Origin of the sequence: Nocardia amamiensis NBRC 102102, assembly GCF_001612745.1 — a bacterium.
Classification (GTDB): Bacteria; Actinomycetota; Actinomycetes; order Mycobacteriales; family Mycobacteriaceae; genus Nocardia; species Nocardia amamiensis.
Window position 1 is genome coordinate 67,600 of record NZ_BDBA01000005.1, and the last position, 17,232, is coordinate 84,831.

13 protein-coding genes are annotated in these 17,232 nt (G+C 67.2%); 7 read left to right on the forward strand and 6 right to left on the reverse strand.

Annotated elements, in window-relative coordinates:
- The first annotated feature begins 86 nt into the window (after positions 1-86).
- The 6 genes from NA4_RS02225 (at position 87) to NA4_RS02250 (ending at position 7,997) form a co-directional block, all read left to right on the forward strand.
- Positions 87-2,042 (forward strand): acyl-CoA dehydrogenase family protein, encoded by a 1,956-nt coding sequence (locus NA4_RS02225; protein ID WP_067463025.1) that lies wholly within the window; start codon positions 87-89, stop codon positions 2,040-2,042.
- Positions 2,043-2,372: 330 nt separating this feature from the next.
- Positions 2,373-3,335: an alpha/beta fold hydrolase gene (locus NA4_RS02230; RefSeq protein WP_067463028.1), complete on the forward strand. Its 963-nt coding sequence runs from the start codon at positions 2,373-2,375 to the stop codon at positions 3,333-3,335.
- A gap of 193 nt (positions 3,336-3,528) precedes the next feature.
- Positions 3,529-3,816 (forward strand): Rv0250c family protein, encoded by a 288-nt coding sequence (locus NA4_RS02235; protein WP_067463031.1) that lies wholly within the window; start codon positions 3,529-3,531, stop codon positions 3,814-3,816.
- A 600-nt stretch (positions 3,817-4,416) separates the two neighbouring features.
- Positions 4,417-5,283, forward strand: coding sequence for a succinate dehydrogenase subunit SdhC (gene sdhC, locus NA4_RS02240; RefSeq protein ID WP_245671041.1), 867 nt, complete (start codon positions 4,417-4,419; stop codon positions 5,281-5,283).
- Positions 5,284-5,307: 24 nt separating this feature from the next.
- Positions 5,308-7,248, forward strand: a complete 1,941-nt coding sequence (locus NA4_RS02245; protein WP_067463034.1) for a fumarate reductase/succinate dehydrogenase flavoprotein subunit — start codon at positions 5,308-5,310, stop codon at positions 7,246-7,248.
- A gap of 2 nt (positions 7,249-7,250) precedes the next feature.
- The gene (locus tag NA4_RS02250) at positions 7,251-7,997 is read left to right on the forward strand and encodes a succinate dehydrogenase/fumarate reductase iron-sulfur subunit (RefSeq protein ID WP_067463037.1); all 747 of its coding nucleotides are present in this window, start codon (positions 7,251-7,253) and stop codon (positions 7,995-7,997) included.
- Between the two features lie 48 nt (positions 7,998-8,045).
- On the opposite strand, the gene NA4_RS02255 is transcribed toward NA4_RS02250, so the two are convergent.
- The 5 genes from NA4_RS02255 to NA4_RS02275 form a co-directional block, all read right to left on the reverse strand.
- Entirely contained in the window at positions 8,046-8,243 is a 198-nt protein-coding gene (locus tag NA4_RS02255) for a hypothetical protein (RefSeq protein WP_067463040.1), read from the reverse strand.
- 131 nt (positions 8,244-8,374) lie between these two features.
- Complete coding sequence (locus NA4_RS02260) at positions 8,375-8,599, reverse strand: DUF397 domain-containing protein (protein WP_067463043.1); 225 nt, start codon at positions 8,597-8,599, stop codon at positions 8,375-8,377.
- A 143-nt stretch (positions 8,600-8,742) separates the two neighbouring features.
- Positions 8,743-9,204 (reverse strand): DNA-directed RNA polymerase subunit beta, encoded by a 462-nt coding sequence (locus NA4_RS02265; protein ID WP_245671043.1) that lies wholly within the window; start codon positions 9,202-9,204, stop codon positions 8,743-8,745.
- 224 nt (positions 9,205-9,428) lie between these two features.
- The gene (locus NA4_RS02270) at positions 9,429-10,349 is read right to left on the reverse strand and encodes a DNA-3-methyladenine glycosylase family protein (RefSeq protein WP_067463048.1); all 921 of its coding nucleotides are present in this window, start codon (positions 10,347-10,349) and stop codon (positions 9,429-9,431) included.
- A gap of 246 nt (positions 10,350-10,595) precedes the next feature.
- Positions 10,596-13,385, reverse strand: a complete 2,790-nt coding sequence (locus NA4_RS02275; protein WP_067463051.1) for an FAD-binding and (Fe-S)-binding domain-containing protein — start codon at positions 13,383-13,385, stop codon at positions 10,596-10,598.
- A 356-nt stretch (positions 13,386-13,741) separates the two neighbouring features.
- Between NA4_RS02275 and NA4_RS02280 the strand changes: the two genes are divergently transcribed.
- Entirely contained in the window at positions 13,742-15,622 is a 1,881-nt protein-coding gene (locus NA4_RS02280) for an ABC transporter ATP-binding protein (RefSeq protein WP_067463054.1), read from the forward strand.
- 64 nt (positions 15,623-15,686) lie between these two features.
- Here the strand turns inward: NA4_RS02280 and NA4_RS02285 are convergent, their stop codons facing one another.
- Positions 15,687-17,207, reverse strand: coding sequence for an alpha/beta hydrolase (locus NA4_RS02285; RefSeq protein ID WP_218022232.1), 1,521 nt, complete (start codon positions 17,205-17,207; stop codon positions 15,687-15,689).
- Between the last annotated feature and the right edge of the window lie 25 nt (positions 17,208-17,232).

A 17,232-nucleotide genomic window follows, 5' to 3' on the forward strand; every position in this document is an offset into this window, starting at 1 on the left:
ATTTCTCTGCACCAAGAGCCCTACCGACGGGTAACAAAGTCTCCTACACTCGAATGTGATCCTGATCACGTCCGAGGGAGGACATCATGGCGAGAGCCGCGAAAGTCGACGCCACCGAAGAACAGGCCCGCGCACTGGTCGAGGAATCCCGCGAAACCACGTGGGCCAAGCCCTCATTCGCCAAGGAGATGTTTCTCGGACGGTTCCGGCTGGATCTGATCCACCCGTACCCGCAGCCCAGCCCCGAGGACGCCGCGCACAGCGAGGCGTTTCTGTCCCGGCTGCGGAAGCTGTGCGAGTCCATGGACGGATTGGTGATCGAAGCCGAGGGCCGGATTCCGGACGAGTACGTCAAGGGTATGGCCGAGCTCGGCTGCTTCGGCCTGAAGATACCGGAATCCTATGGCGGCCAAGGGCTTTCCCAGGTCGGCTACAACAAGGCACTGATGCTGGTCGGCTCGGCGCACCCGAGCCTCGGCGTCCTGCTCTCGGCACACCAGTCCATCGGCGTGCCCGAACCGCTGAAGCTGGCGGGCACCGCCGAGCAGAAGGCGGAGTTCCTGCCCCGCTGCGCGGCAGGTGCGGTCAGCGCGTTCCTGCTCACCGAGCCCGACGTCGGCTCCGATCCGGCCCGGATGGCCAGCACCGCGACGCCGACCGAGGACGGCGAGGCCTACATCCTGAACGGCGTCAAGCTGTGGACCACCAACGGCGTCGTCGCCGAGCTGCTGGTGGTGATGGCGCGGGTGCCCAAGAGCGAGGGGCATCGCGGCGGCATCTCGGCGTTCGTCGTGGAAGCGGACTCGCCGGGCATCACCGTGGAGCGGCGCAACGCGTTCATGGGTCTGCGCGGCATCGAGAACGGCCTGACCAGGATGCACGACGTCGTTGTGCCCAAGCGCAACCTGATCGGCCGCGAGGGCGACGGCCTCAAGATCGCGCTCACCACGCTCAACGCGGGCAGGCTCGCCATCCCCGCGATGTGCACCGCCGCCGCGAAGTGGTCGCTGAAGATCGCGCGGGAGTGGAGCGCACAGCGGGTGCAGTGGGGCAGGCCGGTCGGCGAGCACGCGGCGGTCGGCCAGAAGATCTCGTTCATCGCGGCCACTACCTTCGCGCTGGAGGCGTCGCTGGATCTGTCGGCCACCATGTGCGACGAGGCGCGCAACGACATCCGGATCGAGGCGGCGCTGGCCAAGCTGTGGGCAAGCGAGATGAGCTGTCAGATCGCCGACGAACTCGTGCAGATCCGCGGCGGCCGCGGTTACGAGACGGCGGCCTCGCTCGCCGCGAGGGGGGAGCGCGCGGTCCCCGCCGAGCAGTTGGTGCGCGATCTGCGGATCAACCGCATCTTCGAAGGCTCCAGCGAGATCATGCGGCTGCTGATCGCTCGGGAGATGGCCGATGCGCACATGGCGGCCGCCGGCGCTCTGGTGGACCGCAAGGCCGAGTTCAAGGAGAAGGCGAAGGCAGCGGTCGGCGCGACCGGCTTCTATGCGAAGTGGTTCCCGCAGCTGGCCGTCGGAGCGGGCACGGTACCGGCCGCCTACACCGAATTCGGTGTGCTGGCGCGTCATCTGCGGTTCGTCGAACGCAGTGCGCGCAAGCAGGCCAGGTCGCTGATGTACGCGATGGGCCGCTGGCAGGCCGGCCTGGAATACCGACAGAACTTCCTCGGCCGGATCGTCGACATCGGCGCGGAGCTGTTCGCCATGTCCGCGGCTTGTGTTCGTGCCCAGGCGCTGCGCACCGCGGGCGCGCCGGAGGCCAAGGCCGCCGAAGAGCTGGCGGACACCTTCTGCAGGCAGTCGCGGCTGCGCGTGCGCAAGCTGTTCGACGAGCTGTGGGAGAACACCGACGACGACGATCGCACCCTCACCCGCGGCGTGCTCGACGGCCGCTACCAGTGGCTGGAGGAGGGCGTGCTCGATCCGAGCGAGGGAACCGGGCCGTGGATCGCGGAGTGGCAGATGGGTCCGTCGACCGAGGCGAACCTGTTGCGCCCGTTCCTGTCCTCGACCCGCAGCAACGCGGAGGCGTGATCGCGCGGTAGACCGCCGTCACGGTCGGTAGCGCGGGGACCGACCGTGACGGCGCCGTCACTCAGGCACTATTCGGCAGTATCGGATTATCCGTAGAAACCCGCAGATTCTCCGATCGGCGAACGATCGGGGTATCTACCGAAATCTAGCGTCCGCCCAATTTTTTCGTATATTTTTCTGGCGAGCGCGGCCGCGACCACGGGATCGATCGGCAGCCTCGGTTGGGCAACGTGTCCATAACGGCAGGTATGGGGCGTTAACGACGCGGAAAATCCCACCGAAAACTGGACAAGAAGCGCAGACGAGGCTTCTCGCCCACAGGAGGGTGCCATGTCCACGACCATCGCCCGCCGAGCCGCGGATTACGACGGCCACCGCGTCACGGTGGCGGCCGCAGACGGTGTCCCTCTCGCGGTGCGCGTCTTCGGCGCCGACGACGCCCCCGCGACCGTGGTCTTCGTGCACGGCCACTGCCTGCGCAGCGAATCCTGGTCCTACCTGCGCGACCAACTGCTGCGGCAATGGCGGAACGACACCAGGATGGTGTTCTACGACCACCGCGGCCACGGTGAATCCGGCGCGGGACATCCGTCGACCTACACCATCGACCAGCTGGGGCACGACTTGGACACCGTGCTGCGGACGATCGCCCCGACCGGTCCGGTGATCCTGGTCGGCCACTCGATGGGCGCGATGGTCGTGCTCGCCTATGCCAGGCTCTACCCGGAAACCATCGGCACGCGGATCGCCGGCGTCGGACTGCTGGCGGGCGCGTCCAACGGCATCACCGAAGCCGGGCTGGCCCGCTTCCTGAACCGGCGCGCGGTGAGCTCGCTGCAGGCCGCCGTCACCCGCGCACCGCGCGTGCTGCAGACCTCCAAGCGGCTGACCCGCCGCCTGGTCGCGCCCATCCTGCGCGAGGCCAACTTCGGCACCGGGAAGGTGAACCCGCGGATGGCCGCGCTGGCCACGGCCATGCTGAACGACACCCCGCTACTGACCATGTGCAGCTTCCTGCACTCGTTGATCACCTTCGACGAGACGGCGACCCTGCACCGGCTCGGCACCATCCCCGCACTGGTGCTCGCGGGCTCGGCGGACATCCTCGTCCCGTTCGCCCATTCGGTGGCGCTGGCGTCCCAGCTGGCCGGTTCCGAGCTGGTGCGCCTGGAAGGGGCCGGACACAGCGTCATGCTGGAGCGGGCCGAAGAGGTGGCGCTGTCCATCGTCGGCCTGGTCGAACGCACCTTCGCCACGACGCGGACGACAGCCGACTACGCCGCCGCTGGCTGACCGTCAGGCAACCGGTGGGCAATCGCCGATTTCCGGCCAGGTACGAGCCAGATCCCGATTCTTTCGGTACTGTGTTGTAGATCACGTTGTGTGGTGGCTCACACAACTCGGTGTCGTGCGGTCCGAGGCAGACGGGCAAACCGTGCACTGACTACCGAGTTCGCATGTCCGCCAGGGAATACAGGAGGTATCGATGACACGCAGCGAATTTGCGGAACTACGCTACGCGGTCGGCCAGCTCCGGCAATCCATCGGCGTACTGCGCGACCAGTACGGCGACGCGAGCGCCGTGCGCCGGTTGGAGAACGACCTCGAGCGCCTGGTCATCGACGCCGACGAACTCGAGCAGTCACCGCCTCCCGAGGTACGGCGCCGGCCGCAGGACGTCATCTACGTTCCGGACAGCAAGTCCGACGAGGCCGCCTGGATGGGCGCGCAGGACGAGGGGCTCGGCTTCCACTCCCGTCCGCGGACCACATAGGACGCCGGCACCGATTTCGCGGGCCCAGAGATAACCGCAGTGGGTCCGCGACTCGGCGTGCGTGACGGATCGGTATGCCTGGGCGCTGTGCGCGGCGCCGGCCCGGTTCCCGAGTGGTTGCCCACCCGCCTTCGGTGCGGGTCGTGGCGCCGATCCGATCCGGATCGGATCGGCGAGCCGCCGCCGGGAAGACCACCCGTATAGAGACCGCCCTGTCGCGGAGCCGACCGGGGCAACTAGCTACCAAGCATCTCGCTCGGTCTGCGAGCACATGAGCTGGTCCAGGTCTGACACCATATGGACAGACCGGCGGGCCGATCTCCGCACAAGTCCACGTCCGGCTCGCTGCCCCCGGAACACACCTCAGGTACCGCCATCCGAGCGGGATTCCGTGCCGCGCGCGTGCGCTGAACCCGTTCCGGCTCAGTCGAGTTCGACCTGTTTGCGGCCCATTCACCGCATGCGGCCACGAGCCGATTCCGCCGTAGATGTGGCGCAAATCACTAGCATCTCGCCCGGCTCGTATTGCCGGGACCCTGGCCATGCCATAGCGGGGGTGTCGTATGGTGCTCAGCATCACATTCGATTGCGGAGGTAACGATGGCCACCCGCACACAAGATCAGCGAGGCATCCCAGTGAATGCCGCACCCACCGCCGCCCCGGACACGGGCACCGGCGTCTTCAACAGAACAAGAGCCAGGATCTCCGAACGCACGCTACGCACCGACCGATGGTGGATCCCGCCACTGTTCACGGTGCTCGGACTGGCCGCATTCGTCCTCTACGCGGGAATCAGATCGTATGTGCGCACGGCATATTGGGTTCCGGACTATCACTACCTGACCCCGTTCTACTCGCCGTGCCTGAGCACTTCGTGCGTCGAGGGTTCGAGCCATTTCGGCACCCCGTTCGGCGAGCTGCCCGCGATCCTGCCACTCGGGTTCGTGGCACTGCCTTTCCTGCTCGGCTTCCGGCTGACCTGCTACTACTACCGCAAGGCCTACTACCGCTCGGTGTGGTTCTCTCCTCCCGCCTGCGCCGTGGCCGAGCCGCACGCCAAGTACACCGGCGAGACCAGGATGCCGCTGATCATCCAGAACGCCCACCGCTACTTCTTCTATGTGGCCGTGGTGGTTTCGGTGATCAACACCTACGACGCCATCGTCGCGTTCCACGGCAAGACCGGCGGCTTCGGTTTCGGCCTCGGCAATATCGTGCTGCTGGGCAACGTGATCTTGCTCTGGGCCTATACCCTCTCCTGCCACTCGTGCAGGCACATCGCGGGCGGACGGCTCAAACACTTCTCCGCGCACCCGGTGCGCTACTGGTTCTGGACCCAGGTCTCCAAGCTCAACACCCGGCACATGGCGCTGGCCTGGACCACTCTCGGCACGCTCGTGCTGACCGACTTCTACGTCATGTTGGTTGCCAGCAACACGATTTCGGACCTGCGGTTCATCGACTGACCGCCTCACTGAGGAGTTCTCTGCATGGCAGAAGTGGAACGGCACAACTACGACGTCGTCGTGATCGGAGCGGGCGGCGCCGGACTGCGTGCGGTGATCGAGGCCAGGGAGCACGGGCTGTCCGTCGCGGTGGTGTGCAAGTCGCTGTTCGGTAAGGCGCACACCGTGATGGCCGAGGGCGGCTGCGCCGCCTCGATGGGCAACGCGAATGAAAAAGACAACTGGCAGGTCCATTTCAGGGACACGATGCGGGGCGGCAAGTTCCTGAACAACTGGCGCATGGCCGAACTGCATGCCCAGGAGGCACCCGAGCGGGTGTGGGAACTGGAATCCTATGGGGCCCTGTTCGATCGGACCGCCGATGGCCGGATCAGCCAGCGCAATTTCGGCGGCCACACCTACCCCCGGCTCGCCCACGTCGGCGACCGTACCGGCCTCGAGATCATCCGCACCATGCAGCAGAAGATCGTCGCGCTGCAACAGGAGGATTTCGCGGCGACCGGCGACTACGAGTCCCGGATCAAGGTGTTCGCCGAGTGCACCATCACCGAATTGCTCAAGGACGGCGACCGGATTTCCGGCGCGTTCGGCTACTGGCGCGAATCCGGCCGCTTCATCTTGTTCGAGACACCGGCGGTAGTCCTGGCGACCGGTGGCATCGGCAAGTCGTACAAGGTGACCTCGAACTCCTGGGAGTACACCGGCGACGGGCACGCGCTCGCGCTGCGCGCCGGAGCCACGCTGATCAACATGGAGTTCTTGCAATTCCACCCGACCGGCATGGTCTGGCCACCCAGCGTGAAGGGCATCCTGGTCACCGAGGGCGTGCGCGGTGACGGCGGGGTGTTGAAGAACACCGAGGGCAAGCGGTTCATGTTCGACTACATTCCGCCGGTCTTCAAGGGTCAGTACGCCGAGACCGAGGAGGAGGCCGATCAGTGGTTGCGCGACAACGATTCCGCGCGCCGCACCCCGGATCTGCTGCCGCGTGACGAGGTCGCGCGCGCGATCAACGAGGAGGTCAAGGCGGGCCGCGGCACCGAACACGGCGGCGTCTACCTCGATATCGCGTCCCGGATGCCCGCCGAGGAGATCGTGCGGCGGCTGCCGTCGATGCACCACCAGTTCAAAGAGCTCGCGGACGTCGACATCACCAAGGAGCCGATGGAGGTCGGGCCGACCTGTCACTACGTGATGGGCGGTGTCGAGGTCGATCCGGACACCGGCGCGGCCACGGTGCCCGGCCTGTTCGCCGCGGGCGAGTGTTCCGGCGGAATGCACGGCTCGAATCGGCTCGGCGGGAACTCACTGTCGGACCTGCTGGTATTCGGCCGCCGGGCCGGGCTCGGCGCCGCCTCTTACGTGGAGGGCCTCGCCGATCGGCCGTCGGTCTCCGAGAACGATGTCTCGAAGGCCGCGAAGGCCGCCTTGGCGCCCTTCGATCCCGCCACAGACGGCAACGGCGAGAACCCCTACACCTTGCACACCGATCTGCAACAGTCGATGAACGACCTGGTCGGCATCATCCGCAAGGAACACGAGGTGCGCGAGGCGATCGAGAAGCTCGCCGAGCTGCGCGATCGATTCCGGCACGTCACCGTGGAGGGGCACCGTCAGTTCAACCCGGGCTGGCATCTCGCGCTGGATATGCAGAACATGCTGCTGGTCAGTGAATGCGTGGCACATGCCGCGCTGCTGCGCACCGAGAGCCGCGGCGGGCACACCCGGGACGATCACCCGTCGATGGATCCGGACTGGCGCAACAGGCTGTTGGTCTGCGCGGTGGATCCCAGCACGGCAGGCGACGCGATTCCCGGCGTCACAGTGACGCGTAAGGATCAGGTTCCGATGCGTCCGGATCTGCTCGCCCTTTTCGATCTCGGCGAGCTCGAGAAGTACTACACCCCGGCGGAACTCGCCGGGCACCCGGCCGCTGCCGGGAATTCGACGGAGCGAGAGGCGTAACGATGGGTTACGACGCCAAATTCCGCGTATGGCGCGGCGATCTCGACGGTGGAGAACTGCACGACTACACCGTGCTGGTGAACGAGGGCGAGGTGGTGCTGGACATCATCCATCGGTTGCAGGCCACGCAGGCGCCCGACCTGGCCGTGCGCTGGAACTGCAAGGCAGGCAAGTGCGGTTCCTGTTCGGCGGAGGTGAACGGGCGTCCGCGCCTGCTGTGTATGACGCGGATGTCCACCTTCGCCGAGAACGAGGTGATCACGGTGACGCCGATGCGCACGTTCCCCGTGATCAAGGACTTGGTGACCGATGTGTCCTTCAACTATGAGAAGGCCAGGGAGATCCCGTCGTTCACGCCGCCCGCGGACCTGAAGCCGGGCGATTACCGGATGCAGCAGGTCGACGTGGAACGTTCGCAGGAGTTCCGCAAGTGCATCGAGTGCTTTCTGTGCCAGAACACCTGTCACGTGGTGCGCGACCACGAGGAGAACAAGAAGTCGTTCGCCGGACCGCGTTTCCTGATGCGGATCGCCGAGTTGGAGATGCATCCGCTGGATGTCGCCGACCGCAGTGACTTGGCGCAGGACGAGCAGGGGCTCGGCCTGTGCAATATCACCAAGTGCTGCACCGAGGTCTGCCCGGAGCACATCAAGATCACCGACAACGCGTTGATCCCGCTGAAGGAGCGGGTTGCCGACCGGAAGTACGATCCGCTGGTCTGGTTGGGCAACAAGCTGTTTCGTCGTTGATACGCCGCGGACGACCGGCCGGGGACAACCCCGGCCGGTCGGCGCACCCTATAGCATTGCCACTACACCGAGGGCCACAATCCAGACCAGCACGCCGACGAGCAACGCCGTCAGGACCGAGCTGGTGAGGATGAAAACACCGATCGCCGACACCGCGAACAGCAACGCGACGATCAGCCATTCCACCCAATCGCCCGGCCGCAGTTTCTTGTACCGGGGATGGGAACTCTTGAGCCCACGGTCCACGAACTTAGGGCTACCCGGAATCAACCCGGACAAACGTGGTTTCGTTGTCGAATCTGTGTCATTTCGTGATCTTCAAGTGCAGATTCGATCACTTCAGGCAGCTCTTCGGTCGCCGCCGGGCCGCACCGCTATTACTTCGGGCGATCGAACTCACCGTCGTGCACACCAGCGGTGAAAGCGGCCCATTCCCCCGGCGTGAAGACCAGCACCGGCCCGTCGGGCTCCTTCCCGTTGCGTAAACCCACATGCCCATCCGCGAGCAGAGCGACCTCCACGCTGTCGTTGCCCGAGCCTTCCCCGGCCTTTCGCCATACGGCGCCGGTCAGGTCGATGTTCGCGTTGCCTTGGATACTCATGATGTCCCCTCGCTAGCCGTCTGCGTCGCCGTGCGAGATCGTACCGCCGCCGCCGGCACTGTCCGGTGTACAACCGAGCAGATCGCCGGGCACGATGACTCCGACCGCGAAGCGATCCCCGGTCGCACACCCGGCGGGTGCCTTCACCGGCGGTGCCGCGCCGGGTCGGCCCAAGCACGGATGGCTGCGACCACTACCTGACCGGACGGGCGAAAATGGTTGCGCGGCGGGACGATCCAGCGGCGGATCGAGCCCACGGCCGCCGTCGGAGACGGCAACGCGATCGTCGATCCGGTGCGAGCGACCGACACATCCAGCCGGAACAGCTCGGCGAACAGCCGTGTATCGCTTTCGGGCAGGTCCGGCGTGATCAGGAACGTCCACCGGTTCGAGCGCGGATGCGCGAGGATCGGACCGAGTGGGACGCTCATACTCTGCATATGCGCCTTGACCGCTTGCCCCAAGCTGCTCGGCATCGTCAACGCCCACACCGATCCGGCGCGCATCACGATCCGGCCGAGTTCGGGAGGGTCGACGACGGCGGGCAGATCACACTCCCGCCGATAGAACTGGCATCTGGAGCGCGGTGTATCCCCGAGTGGCATCTGATCCACTGAACAACCCCCTGCTGCTGTGTGGTTCGACAATGAGCGCCGGCCATACCGAACCCTGACGGCAGCTCCGGACGATGCACCGGTGCGGGGATTACGGTGGTGGTTTCAAACGTGGCGCGGGTCACTCAAGTGTCCGTGGTACAGCGTGGGAGGAACCGATAAAGAATGGGCAAAACTGGGGAAAATGAAGAACGCCGGTATACAAAAGACCTGGCTCAGTGCCAGGTGTGGTCGGTGAGGGGAGTGCGGGGACCGAACTTCGGTTTGTGAAAGTGGCCGCTGATCTCCAGCAGGCGGATCGCCCGGTAGCGGTGCGGGCGTAGCGGTTCCAGGTATTCCACCATCGCGTCGTCGTCGATCGGGCGGCCGAGCAGGGTCCAACCGACCGTGGCGGCCAGGTTGTAGTCGCCGACCGACAGCGCGTCCGCGTCGCCGAAAGCCCGCTGCGCGATCTCGGCGGCGGTCCACACCCCGATGCCGGGAACGCTGCGCAGCATGCGCGCCGCCTCGGCCGGATCGACCCGCGCCGCACGCTCGAGCGAGTCGGCCACCCTGGCCGCGCGCACGATGGTCTGCGCCCGCTGCGGGCCGACGTTTGCCCGGTGGTAGGTCCAGGACGGAATCCGCCGCCAGGCATCGGCGTCCGGTGGCAGCCGCATTCCCTCGGGCGCGGGGCCGGGTGCGGGTTCGCCGAACTGCCGCACGAGTTTTCGCCACGACGCACGCGCTGAGATGCTGTGCACTTTCTGTTCCAGCACCGCGGGTACCAAGGCCTCGAACACCAAACCCGTACGCAGCATGCGCAGCCCAGGGAAACGACGGTGCGCGTCGACGAGCTTCGGATGATCCGGGGCGAAGGCCGAGACGTCCTCGTCCAAGCACAGCATGTACTCGAGACCGTCCAGGAACTCCGCCGCGCCGGGCCCCCAGGCGCGGGCCTGCACCGCGCGCGGACCAGACTGGGTCAATCGGTAGGTGACCGGCCCGGTCGGTAGGCGGGAGGCGTGCCAGTGCGCGCCGTCACCCGTCACCCGGTGACATGGGTCGCCGCCGCCGCGGCCGAGGGGAGCGAGGGTGCTCGCCAGATCGATCGGCCGCTCCGCCGTCACGGTCCGGTACGCTCCCGGCTCGGCCATCGCAATGCGCACGACATCATTCTGCCCCGGTGCGGTGCGCGCGTCGGGGTCTGCCTGGCGTGTAACGACGCCGATAGCCGGGCGATACTGATTTCAATCGGCAAATAGCTGGCAGTCGCCATGACGGAGGTTTCGATGATCACCAACGTGCTCAACTGGTTGCTCAACGCCTGGGGCAATGTTTCCGCAGGTAGCTCGGGTTACCAGATTCCGCCCGGCACCCTGCCGTTCGGCAGCTGAGCCGATTCACTGCCCCAAGAGAAATTGCGCGAGATGCCGGCCGCGTCGTCCGGCCAGGGCAGTGGCCTGGGTACGACAGGAGAAGCCGTCGGCGAGGATCACCGCGTTCTCGCCGGCGGCGCGCAGCGCGGGAAGCATGCCGTGCTCGGCCACCGCGACCGAAATATCGTAGTGGCCGGCCTGCATGCCGAAGTTTCCGGCGAGACCGCAGCATCCGGTGATTTCCGTTATCAGCACGCCCATGCTGGTTAATAGCTGGCGATCGGCCTCGAAGCCGAGAATCGCATGCTGATGACAATGCGGCTGGACCACCACCGATTGCCCTGTCCGGGCCGGCGGCCTCCAGCTCGGCTGCTCGGCCAGAAATTCGGCGAGGGTGCGCACCGCAGCGGCGATTGCGGCCGACCGGGGATCGTCGGGCAACAGTTCCGGCAGGTCGGCACGCAAGACCGCGGTGCAGGACGGTTCAAGTCCGACGACAATGCCGCCCGCGGCGACGTGTTCCGCCAGGGCGGCCACGGTGGCCCGCAGCCGTGCGCGCGCGCCGTCGAGCTGCCCCGTGCTGATCCAGGTGAGCCCACAGCAGACGCCGCGCTCGGGGATCCGGACCCGGTAGCCCAGAGCGGTGAGCAGCCGCGCCGCGGCCAGCGCGATCTCCGGATCGAAGGCGTTGGTGAAGGTGTCGACCCACAGCATCACGTCGCCGGAGCCGGTAACCGTGCCCGGTTCCTCGGGCGCGTAGGCCGACTCGGCCAGCAAGGCACCCTCGTCCAGATCACGCCAGATCCGGCGGAAAGTGCGCTCCGCCAACCGCGGAACGGTACGGCGCGGGTCGATTCCCGCTGCCCGCAAACCCATCCGACGCAGCGTGGCGCGACCAACCACCGCGTTGACCACGCGCGGCATCCGAGTCGCGACGGTCAGCCACCGAGGTAGCCAGCCCAGCGAGTAGTGATCGATCGGACGCGGCCTGCGACGGTACCGGCGGTACAGCGTCTCCGACTTGTAGGTGGCCATGTCCACCCCCGCCGGGCAGTCCGACCGGCACGCCCGGCACGACAGGCACAGATCGAGCGACTCGGCGACGGCCTCCGATGACCAGGGCAGCGCGCCGCGCACCACTTCCTGCAGGACCCGTGCCCGCCCACGCGTGCTGTCCTTCTCATCCCGGGTGGCCTGAAAGGACGGGCACATGAAACCGCCGTCGGCGCGGCACTTGCCGACGCCGACGCAACGATGGACCGCCACGCCGATATCGTCGTCGTCGCGCGGGAACGCGTAACCGTTCGACATCCGGACCGGGGGGAGCCCGGCTAGTCGCAGATCGGCGTCGACCGGACGCGGCGCGACGAGCACACCGGGATTCAGCAGGTCGCCGGGGTCGAACAGCGCCTTGTATCCGGCGAAGACGTCGAGTGCCGCAGGAGAGTACATCACCGAGAGCAGCTCCGAGCGCGCCCGGCCGTCGCCGTGCTCGCCGGAGAGCGAGCCGCCATGCCGGACGACCAGCTCCGCCGCGTCGAACAGGAAAGCGCGAAACCGCCTCGGCGCGTCGACGATCGGGAGATCGAGCCGGACGTGGATGCAGCCGTCGCCGATGTGCCCGTAGAGCAACCCGTCCACGCCGTGGTCGCGGGTCAGCGCGGCGAAATCGCGCAGGTAGGCGCCGAGCCGCTCGGGTGGGACGGCCGCGTCCTCCCAGCCGGGCCACGCCGGGCGGCCGTCCGGTGTGCGACCGGCCAGCCCCGCGCCGTCGGCACGAATCTGCCAGAGTGCGGCGGCGGTACCGGGATCGGTGACGATTCTGCTGTCGACCGCTCCCGCCGTCCGGCACAACCGCTGTGCGACGGCCGCCGCGTCGGCCGCCGTCGCACCGGCGGTCTCCACGAACAGCCATCCGCCACCCCTCGGCAGGTCCGGGACGAACCCCCGGTGCGCGCGGACCACATCGACCAGCCGCGCGTCGATGCCTTCGACCGCGATAGGCGCGCAAGCCATCACCGCGGCCACGTCATCGGCCGCGGTGGCGATGTCGGGGTAACCGAGCACCGTGAGCGCGGTCGCCGCTGGCAGCGCGACCAGCTCGACCGTGGCGTCCAGCAACAGGCCGCAGGTGCCCTCGCTACCGACGAACGCCTTGGCAGCCGACGCACCGCGCTCGGGTAGCAGATGCTCCAAGCCGTAACCGGACGCCTGCCGATCGAAGCGCCCGAGATCGGTGCGCAGTACCGCCAGATGCGCCCTGGTGAACTCCGGTAGGCCCGGGACCGCGGACAAATCCGCTGCCAGCGTGCGTTCGATGCCGGTGCCGTCCAGGATGCGCACTTCGCGCACGGTATCGGCGGTCCGGCCCCAGGCGACGGCCCGCGGCCCGCAGGCGTTGTTGCCGATCATGCCGCCGAGCGTGCAGCGACTCTGCGTCGAGGGATCGGGCCCGAAGCGCAGCCCGTGCGGACGAGCGGCGCGCTGCAGGTCCGACAGCACCACTCCCGGCTGCACCGTGACGACGCGCACGTCCGGATCGATCACCCCGATCCGGTTCATATGCCTGCTGAAATCGAGCACCAGCCCGGGGCCGATCGCGTTGCCCGCCACCGATGTTCCACCGCCGCGCGCGGTTACCGGAAGGCCGTGCTCACGCGCGAACCCCAGGGTGGCCGCAACGTCCTCGTCGGTGCGCGGGAAGACGACCGCGGCCGGGCGAACCCGGTAGTTCGACGCGTCCGAGGAGTACTCCGCGCGACGGCGCTCGGAGGTGTCGACCTCACCCCCGATCGCACCGCGCAGTGCCGCCATCCGGTTGTCGGTCACCTCGCCAGCCTAGGCTCTGCTGTTTTTGCAGCGCCTGCGGCGCTGCGTGTTCGCGGCCCCCTTGTGGCTCGCGTCCGAGCGACCGCCGCTTGTGACTTCGTCACTTGCGCGACGGTCACTCGGACGCGAGCCGGGCCGGGGCACATCTCCCTGACGGCGCAACCCATGTGCGCAGATCGCGGTAGTTCTGGAGCGGCACCGGTGACACCGCCCTGCTTGGTAGACGTTCGCCGTTGGCGGAATCGGGTTGGGACTGGAATCGACTTGTTCTCAACCTTTGTTGAGGTCCTAGTGTCGGTGACCAGGTGTTCGATGGGTGGGGAGCGAGAGGGAGCAGGAACGTGAGTATCGAGTCCGTGGCGTGGAGCCAGATGTATCGGCGGGCGAATGCGCCGCAGGAGGAGCGGCCATTCAGCCTGGCCACGGCCACGCGAATCCTGCGGTTCGCCGCACCGCACCGACGCCGGATAGGCGCATTCCTGCTGTTCAGCGTGATATCGGCACTGCTGGCGGTGGCCACGCCCGTCCTAGCTGGACGGGTAGTCAACGGCATCGTCGGCGGGGCCGCACCGAAGGTCGTTGTCATCCTCGCAATAGTGATCGGCAGTCTCGCCGTAGTCGATGCTGCGCTCGGGGTGATCATCCGGTGGTTGTCCTCCCGCATTGGTGAGGGGTTGATCCTCGACCTGCGCACCGCCGTGTTCGACCATGTGCAGAAGATGCCCGTCGCATTCTTCACCCGGACCCGCACCGGCGCGCTGGTCAGCCGATTGAACAGCGATGTCATCGGGGCGCAGCGCGCGTTCAGCGACACTCTCTCCGGCGTCGTGACAAATCTGGTGACCCTCGCGCTCACGCTCGGCGTCATGGTCAGCATCTCGTGGCAAATCACGTTGCTCGCGCTGGTACTCCTGCCCGTGTTCGTCCTCCCGGCGCGGCGCATGGGCAATCGACTCGCGACAATGCAACGGGAGGCGGCGGGCCTCAATGCAGCCATGAGCACCCAAATGACCGAGCGCTTCTCGGCGCCCGGCGCGACGCTGGTCAAGCTGTTCGGCCGTCCCGAACAGGAGTCCGACGAATTCGCGCTGCGCGCCCGCCGCGTGCGGGACATCGGGGTGCGCACCGCGATGCTGCAAACCGCGTTCGTCACCTCGCTCACGTTGGTGTCGGCACTGGCGATCGCCCTGGTCTACGGGCTCGGCGGCTGGTACGCACTGCGTGGGCAGCTCGACGCAGGCGCCGTTGTCGCCCTGTCGCTGCTGCTCACCAGGCTCTACACGCCGCTGACCGCGCTGGCCAGCGCCCGCATGGAAATCATGGCCGCGCTGGTGAGCTTCGAGCGGGTCTTCGAAGTGCTCGACCTGAAACCGCTGATCGAGGAAGCCCCCGGCGCGGTCGAGGTACCTGCGGGGCCGGTCGCGGTAGAACTGGACAACGTCACCTTCAGTTACCCGTCGGCGGACAAGGTGTCACTCGCCTCGCTCGAGGACGTTGCGACGCTGGACACCCGCGGCGGAGTCGAGGTCCTGCACAACGTGTCGTTCCGCGCCGAACCCGGACAGCTCGTCGCACTGGTCGGCTCCTCCGGTGCCGGGAAGTCCACCGTGGCTCAACTCGTTTCCCGGCTTTACGACGTGGACGGCGGCGCGGTGCGGCTGAACGGCACCGACGTGCGCGATCTGACCACCCGATCCCTGCGCGAAACGGTAGGACTCGTCACCCAGGATGGGCATCTTTTCCACACGTCGATCCGCGCGAATCTACTGCTGGCTCGGCCGGAGGCCACCGAGGACGAGCTGTGGGATGCCTTGCAGCGAGCACGATTGCGCAGTCTCGTCGATTCGCTGCCGGACGGGCTGGACACCGTGGTCGGCGAGCGCGGCTACCGCCTGTCCGGCGGTGAGCGCCAGCGTCTGACCATAGCCCGTCTGCTGCTGAAGCAGCCCCGTGTCGTCATCCTGGACGAGGCGACGGCGTCGCTGGACTCGACCTCGGAAGCCGCTGTGCAGGAGGCGCTTTCCGAAGCACTGGATGGCAGGACCGCATTGGTGATCGCACACCGCCTGTCCACGATCCGCGCCGCCGACCAGATCCTGGTGCTGGAGGACGGGCGAATCGTGGAGCGCGGCACGCACACCCAGCTGCTGGCCGCCGACGGCCGCTACGCGGAGTTGTACCGGACGCAGTTCGCCGACGAGCCCGTGACCGTCGCAGCGTGATCGCCACCGCGCAGCGCCACGACCACCGCTGACCCGCGCTCATCGCCGGGTCAGCGGTGCCGGGCTAGAGGGCGGACGGATTCGCGTAGCAGGTGATGTCGGTGTCCGGGAGTGTGCCCGCGCCGAAGTAGGCGTTGATCGCACTGTTCACACAGCTGCTGAGATCGGGCCGGAAAGTCATGTGGATGCGGACGTCCTGCAATGTGACCATCCGTGACTCGGAGAGATACTGATGCAGCCGGACGCCGTGGGCATAGGGTGTCCGCGGGTCTCCGCTCGCCTGCACGATGAGTGCGGGAACCGGGTTCCGGACGAGGGTGGGAGGTTCGACGGGCCGCGGCCAGAAGGCACATGGCTGGATATTGCCGGCCAGTGCGCCGAACACCGGTTGTGTGGCGCGGGTCTCTTCGATATTGCGCCAGTACCAGGTCGGATCGATCGGTGCGCCGACATCGCCGCAGGCGATCTGCGCCAGCGTCGAGTTCTCCTCGTCGCGCAGCGCCTGCACGATCGCGCGCAGCCGGGGCGTGCGGGATGTCGTCGGCGGACCGCCCGCGGCGTCGGCGAGCTCCCGCACGGTGGCCGCCAGCGGCTCGTTCAGCCGGAAATTGGTCAGCAGGGCGTGCAAGATGAACGGCAGCCAGTGATCGTTGATCGCGAATCCGTCGATGACGATCGGCTGACGCGCGGCGACCCGGACAAGGTTCTCGATCGTGGCACGGACCTGCTGCGGCGTCGCACCGAGCCGGAACTCGCCATCCCGGGCAGCTGCCCACCCGGCCCAGTCGTCCAGCGCGATCTCGTCGGCTGGACCCCAATCCTGCACCAGGCCCGTCCAATACCGGTCCGGATCGATCGCGCTGTCGAGCACGATTCGATCAATGCGCTCGGGGAACATCTGGGTGAGCACCGCACCGAGATAGGTGCCGTAGGACAAGCCGTAGAAGTTGATCGTTCGCTCGCCGAGCGCCGCGCGGACGACATCGATATCCCGCGCGGTGTTGCGCGTGGTGAACTGCCGCATCGTGATCGGATCACGAATCAGGCAGGACGCGGCCATGCCCGCCGACTGCACCGTGTCGTGGACGAATCCCAGCACATCCAGCCCGGCGGATCGCACCATCTCGCCGACCGGCCATCCGCACCGCGGACTACGGCCGGACGCGCCGACTCCGCGTGGGTCCATGCCGATCAGGTCGTGGCTCGCCAGCACCTCCGGTGACAACACGTCACCGAGCAGATCCACACTGTCCAGGCCCTGCCCGCCTGGACCGCCCGGATTGGACAGCAGAATGCCCCGGCGCCGCGCCGCGTCCACAGCCTTGACCCGTGAGATCGCCACGGTCATCGTGCGATCCTCGGGTTTGCTGTAGTCGAGTGGCACCAGCACATCCGCGCACTCGCCACCCGCCTTGTCCAGGTTCTCGATCCCGCAGGGCTTCCACTCGAGCCGCTGCTGATAGAACCGGTCCAACCCGGCGGGGTGTGCTTCGTCAACCGGCTCCGCATGGCTGTACGCGGGCACAGCCAGCAGCGTGGAGACCGCCAGTACCGATATCGACCGCCAGAACAGCTTCGCTGACAACAGACTTCGCCTCTCGACCGGAGCG

Coding starts and splice junctions, on each gene's coding strand:
- NA4_RS02235 (WP_067463031.1), top strand. CDS start 3,529: ATGACACGCAGCGAATTTGCGGAACTACGCTACGCGGTCGGCCAGCTC.
- NA4_RS02225 (WP_067463025.1), top strand. CDS start 87: ATGGCGAGAGCCGCGAAAGTCGACGCCACCGAAGAACAGGCCCGCGCA.
- NA4_RS02230 (WP_067463028.1), top strand. CDS start 2,373: ATGTCCACGACCATCGCCCGCCGAGCCGCGGATTACGACGGCCACCGC.
- NA4_RS02245 (WP_067463034.1), top strand. CDS start 5,308: ATGGCAGAAGTGGAACGGCACAACTACGACGTCGTCGTGATCGGAGCG.
- NA4_RS02265 (WP_245671043.1), bottom strand. CDS start 9,204: ATGCCACTCGGGGATACACCGCGCTCCAGATGCCAGTTCTATCGGCGG.
- sdhC (WP_245671041.1), top strand. CDS start 4,417: ATGGCCACCCGCACACAAGATCAGCGAGGCATCCCAGTGAATGCCGCA.
- NA4_RS02275 (WP_067463051.1), bottom strand. CDS start 13,385: ATGGCGGCACTGCGCGGTGCGATCGGGGGTGAGGTCGACACCTCCGAG.
- NA4_RS02250 (WP_067463037.1), top strand. CDS start 7,251: ATGGGTTACGACGCCAAATTCCGCGTATGGCGCGGCGATCTCGACGGT.
- NA4_RS02270 (WP_067463048.1), bottom strand. CDS start 10,349: ATGGCCGAGCCGGGAGCGTACCGGACCGTGACGGCGGAGCGGCCGATC.
- NA4_RS02260 (WP_067463043.1), bottom strand. CDS start 8,599: ATGAGTATCCAAGGCAACGCGAACATCGACCTGACCGGCGCCGTATGG.